The organism is Flavobacterium sp. (genome assembly GCF_040379285.1).
Taxonomy (GTDB): Bacteria; Bacteroidota; Bacteroidia; order Flavobacteriales; family Flavobacteriaceae; genus Flavobacterium.
In genome coordinates this window covers 25,483-38,505 of the sequence record NZ_JBEILJ010000023.1, presented here as the reverse complement: position 1 = coordinate 38,505, position 13,023 = coordinate 25,483, and the positions used below count along the sequence as shown (strand labels likewise).

The window sequence follows — 13,023 nt, the reverse complement described above, 5'->3', positions numbered from 1 at the left end:
TGTTTTCCTTTGCGAATCATAAACGGCCCGTCGATGATGGTATCACAAGGCGACATGCCCAACTGTTCGATGGCTGTAGCATAGACAAAGGGCTTGAAGGTCGAACCCACTTGGCGGGCGCCTTGCCCTACGTGGTCGTATTGAAAATATTTGTAATTGATACCGCCCACCCAAGCTTTGATGTGCCCCGTTTGGGGTTCCATCGCCATCATACCGGCTTGCAAGAAATGTTTGTAATACCGAATAGAATCCAAAGGTGTCATTAGGGTATCACGCTCTCCCTGCCAGGTAAAGATGGTCATTTTGGTTTTTTTCTTGAACGAAGCTATAATTTCCTCATCCGTTTTTTCATCAGCTTTCAGGATACGCCAACGTTCGGAATTACGCATGGCTTGGTTGATGATTTTGTCGGTTTCGGCGGGAGTGATGTTGACAAATGGCGCATTTTTGTTTTCTTTTTGTTGTAAAAAGAATTCCTCTTGTAAATTTTTCATGTGCTCCCGAACTGCCTCTTCGGCGTGTTCCTGCATTTTGGAATCGAGCGTGGTGTAGATTTTTAACCCATCGCCGTAAATGTCATATTCTTCATCGTCGGCTCGTTTGTGTTCTTTCACCCAATTTTTCATATAATCCCGAAGGTATTCACGAAAATAGGTAGCTAAGCCTTCATAGTGACTTTCGGGACGAAAATCGAGTTTGATGGGCTGTTTTTCCAATAGATTTTTCCCCGCAGGATCGAGTTTTTTATTGCGTACCATTTGCCCCAACACCACATTTCTTCGTTTTAATGAGCGTTCAGGAAAACGTTTTGGGTTGAATCGCGACGGATTGGTAAGCATACCAACTAACGTAGCACTTTCGTTGACGGTAAGGTCTTTGGGCTCTTTGTTAAAATATACTTTTGCAGCCGAACGAATACCTACGGCACCGTTCACAAAATCCACTTGATTAAAGTACAAAGCGATGATTTCATCTTTGGTATACTGACGCTCTAAACGCACGGCAATAATCCATTCTTTGGCTTTTTGAACCACACGAAATGGTAAAAATTTAGACCCTTCACCATGAAACAACAACTTGGCCAACTGTTGGGTAATCGTACTGGCTCCTCCGTTGGCTCCCAATCGTGCAGCTGCCCCAAAAGTTCGCTTGGCATCGATACCCGAATGTTCATAAAAACGTTCATCTTCTGTGGATACCAAGGCATCTACTAAATGTTTTGGGAGGTCTTTGTATTTTACGGCCGTTCGGTTTTCATTGTAAAATTTTCCCAACACCACTCCATCGCTTGAAATGATTTCAGTGGCTAAGTTGGAGTTAGGATTCTCCAAGTCTTCAAAAGAAGGCATGGCACCAAAAAGGCCCCACGAGGCAAAAAGAAAAAACAAGAATACACTCCCTAGCGTGTAAAAAAACAAACGCCAAAACTTTTTTTGGTAGTACTTGATGTCTTTTGTGACAGGCTGGGGTTTCGGGGATTGATTTGCCATAATTATTCGGTCGTTTCTATTCTAAATCCAACTTCCGTAATGCCGTTTAAACGCTCAACGCCGGGGACTTTTCCCGTTTCTCGTAAGGCATGTTGAATATGTACTTTATAGTTCCCTTTTTGATCAAAGGTGAACTTCTCTTTGTAAAAAAGCTTGTTTTCTTTGACATCGCTAAAACCATCGCCCATCAAACTTCCATCGGGATGCGCCATTTTGTATTCTAGGGTGTCTACTAACACTTTTCGATTCGGTTGTTCGAGTGAAACAATCACAAAAAGATTGTCAAACGGATAGTCTTTATTGTCGCGGATATTCAAAAACAAGTTGTATTTTTTATCAGCCTCCAACTTCGGTAAGTTGAAATGCACAATGCTGTCTTTGTGCCACGCATTGCCAACCGATTTGTATTCGTCAAATACACCGTTTTTGTCGCACGACGCGCAACATATCAATAGCCCTAAAAAGAGTAAACTAGTTCGTACCTTCATTGTTTTTGCTCTCATTCGAATTGCCACGATTTCTGTTTCCGGGACGTTTTTTGTTCCGTTTGTTCCGATTGTTTGTGCGTTGTTCGCCTGTATTGGGCTGCCCTTGTGCTTGAGGCGCTGAACTGTCTTTAGGCTGGGCCTGTTGTTGCGCCGGACGGTTTTGCGGGTTGCGTTGCGGCTGCTGGTTGCGTTGCCCCGCGTTTTTATCCGGAGTCACCGCACGAGGTTGGCCCTCTATAGCGACACCTTCTCGGCCTTTTCCTTTATTTCGATTTTTGCTCTTGCTACGATTTTTCTTTTTGGGCTGGTCAAATCGGGTGATGCTTTCTTGACCGACCACATTATTGTAAGTTTTTTCAACTTCTTGCTCCACTTCAACCGTGTAATCTTCTAAGGATGTAGCGAGCCCTCCCTCTTTATTCAAGGCTATAATTTCTTTCACTTGTTCGGTACTCAACACATGCCAAGCCGCAAAATTATCGGTATACGCATACCACATCAACCCTTTGAAGATATCTTGTTTTTGACAAACCGCATCGCCTTTTTCCGTTTTCAACTTGGTTTCGTAATCAGGGAAGTCACGCAAAGCATCCATGTAGGTGTCCAATTCAAAATTGAGACAACACTTCAATTTACCACATTGTCCCGCCAATTTCTGCGGGTTCAAGGACAATTGTTGGTAGCGTGCCGCCGAAGTATTGACACTGCGAAAATCCGTCAACCAGGTCGAACAACACAATTCGCGACCACAGGATCCAATGCCCCCCAAGCGCGAAGCCTCTTGACGAAAACCGACTTGCTTCATTTCGATTCGGATTTTAAACTCCGAAGCGTAATCCTTGATCAACTGACGGAAATCCACGCGATCATTTGCGGTGTAGTAAAATGTAGCTTTGGAACCGTCGCCTTGGAATTCAATATCCGAAATTTTCATTTCCAAATTCAATCGAATCGCCAATTCGCGCGCGCGAACCTTCATCGGCTCCTCGCGATCGCGGGCGGCACTCCAAATATCAATGTCTTTTTGGGACGCTTTTCGGTACACTTTTAGCACCTCTGCCGAATGGTGATCGACGCCCTTTTTTTTCATTTGAATTTTAACCAACTCCCCCGTCAAGGTCACAATGCCTACATCATGCCCTGGAGACGCCTCCGTAGCTACAATGTCGCCGATGCTTAACGTTAGTTTTTCTGTGTTGCGATAAAATTCTTTACGCCCGTTTTTGAAACGAACTTCCACACAGTCAAACGGAGCTTCCCCTGAAGGCAAACTCATGTTGGCTAACCAATCAAATACTGTAAGTTTGTTGCAGCTATTGGCGCCGCAAGTGCCATTATTTCCACATCCTTTAGCTCCGTCACTTTTTGACGAACCACAGGAACAGTTTGTACATGCCATAAGAAAATATATATTGATCGTCGACAGTAATCCATCGACTACGTTTAACCTAAACGATTCGTTTGTAAAGATAGTATTTTTTCAATTATGGAAAATGCAAAAAAGGGGGAAGCTGTTGAAAACAAAAACGCCTGACTTCCAGCGAAATAAGGCGAAAAAGCACCCAGTTTTTTTTTAGTTTAAAATCAAATATACTTTGTCGGATAAGCGTACCCGTGACGGAACAGCAAACGTGACTTTGTCGCCCGCCTGCGCTTTGTCACCCAGTACACCATTGACGTGAAGGGTTTCCAGCGTGAGTTCCATCTCGTCGGTGGTCGGACCCACAATGAGGATGCGATCACCCTTTTGCAGTGCGCCATTTTGCATTTCTACCAAACCGATACCGGCTTTTACGTAGTAATGCGCAACTTTGCCCAAAAGTGTTTTTTTCACCCGACGTTTCGGACTAATTTTTTGGCGAATGTCCGTTGTCGCTTTAGCGAGCGGTACTTCCGGTAATTCCCCCGAATGCTTGAATTTTAGTTTTTCCGATTTTCCTTTGCGGAAGACTTTGTTGCCCACTTGGATTCCTTTGCGCAATTTTACTTGCTCTGCCAAAGGAAGATGAATGGTGTCCAGGCATTCTTGCGAACAACAATTTTCCATCGCGGCCTTGCATTCGTCACATTGAATAAATAACAAATGACAGCCGTCGTTCACGCAATTGGTATGATCGTCACACGGTTTCCCGCATTGGTGACATTGTGCGATAATATCATCGGTGATGCGCTCGCCCAAACGGTGGTCAAACACAAAGTTCTTTCCGATGAATTTACTTTCCAGCCCTTCTTCTTTGATTTGTTTGGCGTAGTTAATAATACCGCCTTCCAACTGGAATACATTTTTAAAACCTTGATGTTTGTAGTACGCACTCGCTTTTTCACAACGAATACCGCCCGTGCAATACATCACGAGGTTTTTACTTTCTTTAAAATCTTTTAATTGCTCGTTGATAATTGGCAACGATTCGCGAAACGTCTCCACATCGGGCGTAATCGCACCTTTAAAATGACCCACTTCGCTTTCATAATGATTGCGGAAATCCACCACTATCGTATTCGGATCGTCCAAAATCGCATTAAATTCACGCGCATTCAAGTGCACGCCTTTGTTGGTTACATCAAAAGTGTCGTCGTTGAGTCCGTCGGCTACAATTTTGTGTCTCACTTTTATCGTCAACTTCAAAAACGAGAAATCATCTTGCTCTACCGCTACGTTCAACCGAATCCCACGCATAAAATCATAGGCTTCTAACGTTTCGCGAAAAGCCTCAAAATGTTCGGCAGGAACACTCATCTGGGCATTAATTCCTTCGTGGGCCACGTAAATACGACCGAGCGCATCGAGGGCATTCCAAGCTAAAAATAAATCGTCGCGAAATTGTTGAGGGTTTTCGATTTTGGCGTACGCATAGAAAGATAATGTCAACCGTTGTTGACCCGCTTCTTCAATTAATTGAGCTCTTTCCTCTGCGCTTAATGTGTTGTACAGTTGCATGCTATAAACGTATTAAGGGAGTTAAACGAATTCACAATGGCGGAATTCGAAGGCAAAGGTATCGTTTTATTTGAATTTTCCAACTTTGGGCGCATCCCTAAAGGGTCGGGCTATCCGCTACAATCTTTTGGGAAACCCAAAAGGATTTTCGCTGCTATCCCTTGCGCGAAGTGCTATAAAGATCGTTTATTGCAGAGCTAACGTTATTTTTTTACTACATATTTCGTTTTATTCATGGTACCTTCCGCAGTAAAAAGCTGTAAGGCTACCCCTTTTTTTAAATCCCGACTTGCCGTTGCTGTTGACAAATCTTTAAAAAGGTTCAGGTAATCTTTACGAGTAAATTCCTTTATCCCCAAACTTAAAAAGTGGTCCAATCGATCAATGTCTTTCAAAATGCGTTGGTTGTAATTTAATATCGCCCCCAAGGATTGATCAATTACATCGAGCATGTATTCGATAAATACGGTAGATTTTCCGGTATTATCGCTATCTTCCAATGCTTTGTAATAGAGCGATTGTGTTTTTTGAATCAAACTTTCAAAAGGAAGAAACTCAAATATGGGATAAGTCTCTTTTAAAATCATCGTTTGCCATAACCGTCCCATGCGTCCATTACCATCTAAAAAAGGATGGATGAATTCCAATTCATAATGAAAAACACAACTTTTTAATAGGGGCAATTCTTCGCTATCGTTTAGATAATCAAAAAGATCTTTCATCAAAAATGGGACATTTTCGTGAGGTGGTGCTAGATGATGAACGTTTTCCCCTTTTACAATACCCACGGCTTGTTTTCTGTATTTTCCGGGAGTATCAATAAGCCCCAACATCAAGTCGGCATGTGCTTGTAAAAAACTCGCTTCAGATTGGTAATCATAGTTATTTAAATCATCATATACTTTAATTGCATTGACAACTTCTTGAATGTCTTTTTTTGGACCCACGACATGTTTTTCCTCAATGATAGCGGTAATTTGGTCCTCTGTTAAGGTGTTCCCCTCAATTTTTAAGGAAGAATGTATGGTTTTAATACGATGCTGTTTCCGAAGTTGTGGTGTTTGTTTCACTAGAAAATTCGCATTAACCACCCCAATTTTCTCTGAAATGGAAGTCAGTAATTGCAAAATTTTGGGCGTAATATCATAGGGAGGCTTCATTGATAGTGTCATTTGATAGTATCAAAAGTACAAATAGTTTAGATATAGCTCCCTATTTTCCATAAAAAAACCCCCAACGGTGGACCATTGAGGGTTGTTTTTTAATTTTTTAGTCGCTTAGCAGAATTCGCTATAAGCATCCTTTAAGTTTTCAGCAATCATCTCAGCCGGACGACCTTCAATGTGGTGACGTTCCAACATGTGTACCAACTCTCCGTCTTTGAACAAAGCCATGCTTGGCGATGAGGGAGGAAACGGGAACATGTGTTGACGCGCGGTATCTACCGCTTCACGATCAACACCCGCAAAAACCGTAATCAAATGATCGGGTTTTTTGTCGCCATCCAAACTCATTTTTGCTCCGGGACGGGCATTACGTGCCGCACAGCCGCAAACAGAGTTCACCACCACCAACGTGGTTCCGTTTTGTTTAATTGCATTTTCTACCGCATCGGCAGTATATAAGTTTTGAAAACCAGCGTCTGTCAATTCAGCTCGCATGGGGTTTACCATTTCTTCTGGATACATAATCGTTGAATTTGAAATTAATGTAATTGGCTTTTCAGCGGTACAAAGATAAATCAAAATTTACAACACAAATGAAAAGGAAATCCTAAAGAATCAGTTCTTTATTTCGAAATTGATTCAAAAAAGGAACGAGTTTTTCCCAATCACCCTTTTGCGCTTGCAACTGCTTGATAAAGGCACTCCCCACTATGGCGCCCCGACTGTAGGTTGTGGCCAACTCAAAAGTTTCCCGATTGTGAACGCCAAATCCGGTCAAACAAGGATTTCGCAACTGCATCGCAGCAATTCGTTGAAAATAAGCCGTTTGCGAAGCTAAACTTGCTTCACTCCCCGTGATGCTATTGGAGGCTACTTGATACATAAATCCTTCACTCAGCCGATCAATCTCACGAATGCGCCCTTCAGCGGTTTCGGGTGTAATCAGGAAAATCGGAGCGATACCTAAGCGCTCGTAATGAATTTTCAAGTTTTTTTCAAAATAATCCAAGGGCAAATCAGGGAGCAATACGCCATCGACACCTACTTGGGCACACGCTTCCAAAAAAGCAATTTCTCCCATTTGCAACACCGGATTCAAATACCCCATCAACACCACGGGAATCGTTACTCGATCGCGCAAGTTTTTTAATTGCTCAAATAAAACGGAGTGTGTCATTCCATTTTCAATGGCTTGCGAGCTGCTCGCTTGAATTAAAGGGCCGTCCGCCAGGGGATCGGAAAACGGGAAGCCAATCTCGAGACTCTCCACGCCTTGTTGTTCCAAAAATTCGGCCAAAGAGATAGTCGCGTCAAGCGTTGGGAAGCCTGCCGTGTAATAAATGGAAAGTAAGGGTTTTGATCCCTTTTCCATTAGGGTTTGAAGTCTATTTTTCATAAGTTAGAAAGGGTATTAATGTCGCTAAATCTTTATCGCCGCGACCGGATAAATTCACGACTACAATTTCGTCAGGTTGTAATTGCATCTTCGGTAAGTAAGCCAAGGCATGCGCTGATTCAAGGGCTGGTAAAATACCATCCAACCGCGCCAATTGCAAGGCTGCTGCGACCGCTTCTTCGTCGGTGACAGAAACCACTTTGGCCAGTCCCGTGGCACTCAAATGCGCATGAACAGGACCAATCCCCGGATAATCCAATCCCGCCGAAATGGAATGGGGTTCGACAATTTGCCCATCATCGGTTTGAATTAAAAAGGTTTTACTCCCATGAATAATCCCTTTTTTCCCCAAGGCAATAGTAGCGGCTGTTTTTCCTGAGTCAACACCCAACCCGCCTGCTTCTACCGCAATCAATTGGGTCTTGGGATTTCCAATAAAATGATAAAAAGCACCAATGGCATTGCTTCCGCCGCCTAAACAGGCGATTAAATAATCGGGTGCTGCTTGACCGGTTTCTTGTTTCAATTGCACCTGAATTTCTTCACTAATCACCGATTGAAATCGAGCCACCATATCGGGATAGGGATGCGGTCCCACCGCCGAACCAATGACATAATAGGTGTCCACAGGATGGTTAATCCAAGCGCGAATGGCTTCGTTAGTGGCATCTTTGAGGGTCCGACTTCCACTGATTGCAGGGACGATTTTTGCTCCCATCAAACGCATACGTTCCACATTGGGCTGTTGCCGCTGGATGTCGATTTCGCCCATAAAAATTGTACATTCCATACCCAATAGTGCACAGGCTGTAGCCGTAGCAACACCGTGTTGTCCCGCACCGGTTTCGGCAATAATGCGTTTTTTTTGTAATCGTTTGGCCAACAATACTTGGCCAATAGCATTGTTGATTTTGTGCGCGCCTGTATGGTTCAAATCCTCCCGTTTCAGGTAAATTTTCCCTCCAAAGTGCGCCGATAAATTTTTGGAGAAAAACAGCGGCGTAGGACGACCTACATAGGATTTTAATAAGTCTTGAAATTCCCGCTGAAAGTCTGGATCATGCAAATGAAACAAATACTGATCTTGTAATTCCTTGACATTGGGATACAACATTTCAGGAACAAAAGCACCCCCAAATTCGCCATAATAACCCGCTGCATCGGGTTGGATACCCGAGTTTGTTTTTCGTGTTAATGCCAATACTTCAGCCACTAAATCCAAGTTTTTGTGGTGATTTTCATTTTCCAATTTACTATTACAATCCAGGATTTCTACCTTGGGAATTGGAGAATTTAAAAAGGTTTTTACTTCGGATACACCCAAACCGCCACTTAATATTAGAGGTGTGTCAAAGGGATAATCGTTGAGTATTTCCCATGGAAACGATTGTCCGCTTCCTCCATAGTTGGGCGTTGCCGTGTCAAACAAAAAGTAGTCACAATAAGGAAGATAATCGCTTAATTGAGAAAAATCAAATCCAGCATCTACACCAAACGCTTTGATGATTCGCATTCCTTTTGCTTTGAAAAAGGCACAATCTTCAGGGGTTTCCTCTCCATGCAACTGTATGTAGTCGAGGGCGAATTGGACATAGATTGATGCTATTTGGTCCCGATTTTCATTGACAAAAACCCCAACTTTTTGGGTCGATTTTGGGAGATTGGCAATTCCTTTAGGATCAAAATTCGTTCCGACATACCGTTTTGATTTGGGGTAAAAAATATATCCCACAAGGTCCGGTTGCTCTGAAACTACAGCAGCTATATTTGCAGGGTCAAACAGCCCACATATTTTAATTTTCATCGTAAGTTGTGTATAAATTGTTGGCAATATTCTCCAGGATTTTCCTGTTTCATAAACTGTTCCCCGATTAAAAAACCATGGAATCCGTGTTCTTGTAAATAGCGAAGGGTTTCTTCAGCATCAATCCCACTTTCTGCAATTTTGAGGCATTTTTCGGGGATTTTTTTTCCAAGAGCGATGCTGTGATGGAGGGCAACTTCAAACGAATTGAGATTGCGATTATTAATCCCCACCATATCGACCAACTCTGGATTGATTTTTTCAAGTTCTTCTTCCTGATGCAGTTCGAGCAATACTTCGAGACCCAATTGATGGGCCTCTGCTGTTAATCGTTCCAAGGCTTCTCCCGATAAAATTCGGGCAATTAACAGGATAGCATCGGCCCCCATGGCTTTGGATTCCCAAAGTTGGATTTCGTCCAAAATAAAATCTTTACGCAACAGCGGAATGGGGTTGTTGGCACGTGCTACAGCAAAATCGTTGGGCTGTGCTCCAAAAAAAGGCGCATCCGTCAACACGGAAATTCCTGCAACGAGTCCGGCTGTATAGCCTGTAGTGATCGTTTCCACATCGGCATGGGCATGGATGACACCTTTTGAGGGGGATTGGCGTTTAAATTCAGCAATAATCCCGCCGGTAACTGAGTTTTCAATGCTCTTTTTCAATGATCGCGTGGCACTATTGAACAACGGTTGTTCTTCAAAAAAACGGTTTGAAAAATGGGTTTTCAAATAGGCAATTTCTTGCTTTTTACTTTGTACAATGGTATCTAGTAGGTTCATGCGATTGATTTTAACTGGGTGAGTACATTGGCTGCTTTCAAATTCAGGAGGGATTCGTTTGCGATTTGATAAGCCGTTTCAAAAGTATATTCGGGATAATAGGTGAGTAAGGCCATCGCCGCATTGGAACAAACCACACGATTTTGTTCGGGAGTACCTTTGCCTTTCAAAATTTGGGTAAAAATATGGGCAGCTTCGGCGACTGTTTTTCCACCATCCAACGCGTCTAAAGCAACGGGTTCCAGGTGCAAGTTTTCAGCCGTAATAAAGGACTCGCCTTTTGGATGAATGACTTTCACCGTATCGGTTAAGGTAATTTCATCGCAACCGCTTAATCCATAAAGAATGCGATATTGCACGCCTTCTTCCTGTAAAATGTAATGGTACATTCGCGCCAATTCCAAATTAAAAACACCCGTCATTTGTACTTTGGGCTGCGCCGGATTAACCAAAGGGCCGAGTTTGTTAAATAAGGTTTTAAGGCCGAGTTCTTTTCGAATGGCGCCTACATTTTTTAAAGCTGGGTGAAATAAGGGCGCATGTAGAAAGGTTAAGTTGGTAGTAGCCAATTGCTCCTCAATGATTTTAGGATCCGTGGGGAAAGTCACACCCAATTCCTCCAAAACATTGGAAGATCCCGAGATGGAAGACACCCCATAGTTTCCATGTTTGGCCACGGGTACGCCAGCGCCAGCGACAACAAATGCAGTTAAGGTAGAAATATTAAAGGTGTTTTTGCCATCACCGCCTGTACCACAAACATCCATGGGGTGGTAGGCCGAAAGGTCAATGCGGTCACATTGGGAGATCAACGCTTCACGAAATCCAATGAGTTCGGGCAACGTAATCGCACGCATATTAAAAACAGTCATAAAGGCTGCAATTTGTGTCGGGTTGACCGTTCCTGAAGTAAGGGTAAGCATGGCTTCTTTAGCGGCTTCGCGACTTAGGGTTTGGTGCGTAAATAAATAATCCAATAACGTTTTCATAAGTTTAATTTTTAATCCAATTGGAAATAAGGGTTTTGCCGTGTTCGGTGAGAATGGATTCGGGATGAAATTGAACGCCCCGCCAAGGGAACCCTTTATGTTTGATTGCCATAATGTTGTGTTGTTCATCAAAAGCCAATACGTCAAGGGAATTGGGCACACTATCTTCAGCGACCACCCAAGAATGGTAATGGCCAATTTGGAATGTTTTAGGTGTAGTTTCAAAAAGGGAATCGGTTTGTGTTTGAACCAATGCTGAGCTAACGCCATGCAACGGAGCGGTTAATTGCTGGAGTCGCGCTCCCGAAAATTCAGCAATCGCCTGATGTCCTAAACAAACACCCAATACCGATGTGTGGGGGGCAACACGTTCCAAAACTTCCATCATTTTTCCCGCTTCGGAGGGAATACCTGGGCCTGGAGAAAGTAAAATATGACTGTACTGGTGCAACGTTTCCAAGTCGACCTGATCATTTTTGACTACCGTAAGGGGTGCTTTGGTCGTTTCGCGAATAAGCGCTACAAGGTTGTATACAAACGAATCGTAATTGTCGATGACTAATAGTTTCATAGGGCAAATTGGGTAGCTTTTTGAATGGCAGTACGCACCGCATTCAGTTTATGATTAACTTCTTGTAATTCCATTTGGGGATCGGAATGAATGACCACACCACAGCCCGCTTGATAGGTTAGCGTGTTGTTCCGACTCACGATGGATCGAATAAAAATGGCGTGATTTAAGGTACCCTCGAGTCCAAGTACACCTACCGTTCCGCCATAAAATCCACGGGAATTGGGTTCTAATTCGTCGATAAGTTCCATGGCACGGTGTTTGGGTGCTCCCGATAATGTTCCCGCAGGATAGGTGGCTCCCAAAACTGCTAAGGGTTGGTAATCGGGGGCTAATAGACCACTAACTTCTGAGGTCATGTGAATCACATGGGAATAGAATTCAATGGATTTATATCGGTCGACTTGTACGTTGGAACACTGTTTATGTAAATCGTTTCGCGCCAAATCGACCAGCATGGTATGTTCCGCATTTTCCTTTGGATCTTCCCGTAAGGCAGTTGCCAATTTTTCGTCTTCCTCAGGATTACCTGTTCGACGAAACGTTCCCGCAATAGGAAATACGGTTGCTTTTTGCTGTTGAATGGTCAATTGGGCTTCAGGTGAGGATCCCATTATTTTATATGAACCGTAATCAAAGTAGAACAAATACGGCGAGGGATTTACCGATCGTAATGCGCGGTAGACATTAAAATCATCGCCTTGAAACGCTTGTTCAAACTGGCGTGAAAGCACAATTTGAAAAACATCACCGCGGTAACAATGCGCTTTTCCTTTTTCGATAGTGGTTAAAAAGGCTTCGTCTGTTCCATTGGACTGTTCTTCGCCGACTGTTCGAAAGGGAAAAGTGGCCACCGTGGGATTAACCAATAGTTCTTGTAAAGCATCCAATTCGGAAGGGCTGTTTTCCAAACGATTTTCAACGAAATACAACACATTTTTGAAATGGTCAAAAACCAAAAGGAAACGGAACAGTTGGTAGTGAATAAGCGGAACATCCATCGGAGGATGTTGTAATTGTATGGGTTCAAAAAGAGGAATCGCATCATAGGAGGTGTAGCCAAATAACCCTTGGGTGGTAAATGCATAGGTATTTGGTTCTACGACAAATTGGGTGCAAAAATTATGTAACGCGTCACTTACCGACGTGTTTTGCGTGGTAAAACACTGTGTTGCGCCGTCGGGAAATTGGATGTTGATTTCGTTTAAATCCGCTTCAAATTGCGCCATGGGTTGCAAACACAAGTACGATAAACTGTTTTCACGACGTTGGTATTCCGAACTTTCCAGCAACAAACTGTTGGGAAAACGGTCACGTAATTTTAGGTATAAGGCTACCGGGGTGTGTAAATCACCCGGCGCCGTTCGGACTTCGGTGGTTAAATTATAAGCCATAAAAA

General features: G+C 43.2%; 12 protein-coding genes. All 12 read right to left on the bottom strand.

What is annotated here, in order from left to right; all coding sequences use genetic code 11:
• The coding region (locus ABWO12_RS06740) for a transglycosylase domain-containing protein (RefSeq protein ID WP_353087998.1) at nucleotides 1-1,490 on the bottom strand (1,490 nt) is incomplete at its 3' end.
• A 2-nt stretch (nucleotides 1,491-1,492) separates the two neighbouring features.
• Complete coding sequence (locus ABWO12_RS06735; RefSeq protein WP_073360428.1) at nucleotides 1,493-1,978, bottom strand: gliding motility lipoprotein GldH; 486 nt, start codon at nucleotides 1,976-1,978, stop codon at nucleotides 1,493-1,495.
• Nucleotides 1,962-3,377, bottom strand: coding sequence for a PSP1 domain-containing protein (locus ABWO12_RS06730; RefSeq protein WP_353087997.1), 1,416 nt, complete (start codon nucleotides 3,375-3,377; stop codon nucleotides 1,962-1,964). Before ABWO12_RS06730 ends, ABWO12_RS06735 begins: the two co-directional genes overlap by 17 nt.
• Nucleotides 3,378-3,551: 174 nt before the next feature.
• Nucleotides 3,552-4,916 (bottom strand): oxygen-dependent tRNA uridine(34) hydroxylase TrhO, encoded by a 1,365-nt coding sequence (trhO, locus tag ABWO12_RS06725; RefSeq protein WP_353087996.1) that lies wholly within the window; start codon nucleotides 4,914-4,916, stop codon nucleotides 3,552-3,554.
• 203 nt (nucleotides 4,917-5,119) lie between these two features.
• Entirely contained in the window at nucleotides 5,120-6,076 is a 957-nt protein-coding gene (locus tag ABWO12_RS06720; protein WP_353087995.1) for a Fic family protein, read from the bottom strand.
• Nucleotides 6,077-6,193: 117 nt separating this feature from the next.
• Entirely contained in the window at nucleotides 6,194-6,604 is a 411-nt protein-coding gene (locus tag ABWO12_RS06715) for a BrxA/BrxB family bacilliredoxin (protein ID WP_129460414.1), read from the bottom strand.
• Between the two features lie 85 nt (nucleotides 6,605-6,689).
• A complete protein-coding gene (gene trpA / locus ABWO12_RS06710) occupies nucleotides 6,690-7,478 on the bottom strand; it encodes a tryptophan synthase subunit alpha (protein ID WP_353087994.1) in 789 nt (262 codons plus the stop codon).
• The gene (gene trpB, locus ABWO12_RS06705) at nucleotides 7,468-9,282 is read right to left on the bottom strand and encodes a tryptophan synthase subunit beta (RefSeq protein WP_353087993.1); all 1,815 of its coding nucleotides are present in this window, start codon (nucleotides 9,280-9,282) and stop codon (nucleotides 7,468-7,470) included. Before trpB ends, trpA begins: the two co-directional genes overlap by 11 nt.
• On the bottom strand, nucleotides 9,279-10,064 hold the full coding sequence (locus tag ABWO12_RS06700; protein ID WP_353087992.1) for an indole-3-glycerol phosphate synthase TrpC: 786 nt from the start codon (nucleotides 10,062-10,064) through the stop codon (nucleotides 9,279-9,281). Before ABWO12_RS06700 ends, trpB begins: the two co-directional genes overlap by 4 nt.
• The gene (gene trpD / locus ABWO12_RS06695; RefSeq protein WP_353087991.1) at nucleotides 10,061-11,053 is read right to left on the bottom strand and encodes an anthranilate phosphoribosyltransferase; all 993 of its coding nucleotides are present in this window, start codon (nucleotides 11,051-11,053) and stop codon (nucleotides 10,061-10,063) included. The genes ABWO12_RS06700 and trpD overlap by 4 nt, the downstream gene beginning before the upstream one ends.
• A 4-nt stretch (nucleotides 11,054-11,057) precedes the next feature.
• On the bottom strand, nucleotides 11,058-11,624 hold the full coding sequence (locus tag ABWO12_RS06690; protein WP_073360446.1) for an anthranilate synthase component II: 567 nt from the start codon (nucleotides 11,622-11,624) through the stop codon (nucleotides 11,058-11,060).
• Nucleotides 11,621-13,018, bottom strand: coding sequence for an anthranilate synthase component I family protein (locus tag ABWO12_RS06685; RefSeq protein WP_353087990.1), 1,398 nt, complete (start codon nucleotides 13,016-13,018; stop codon nucleotides 11,621-11,623). The genes ABWO12_RS06690 and ABWO12_RS06685 overlap by 4 nt, the downstream gene beginning before the upstream one ends.
• Nucleotides 13,019-13,023 lie beyond the last annotated feature (5 nt).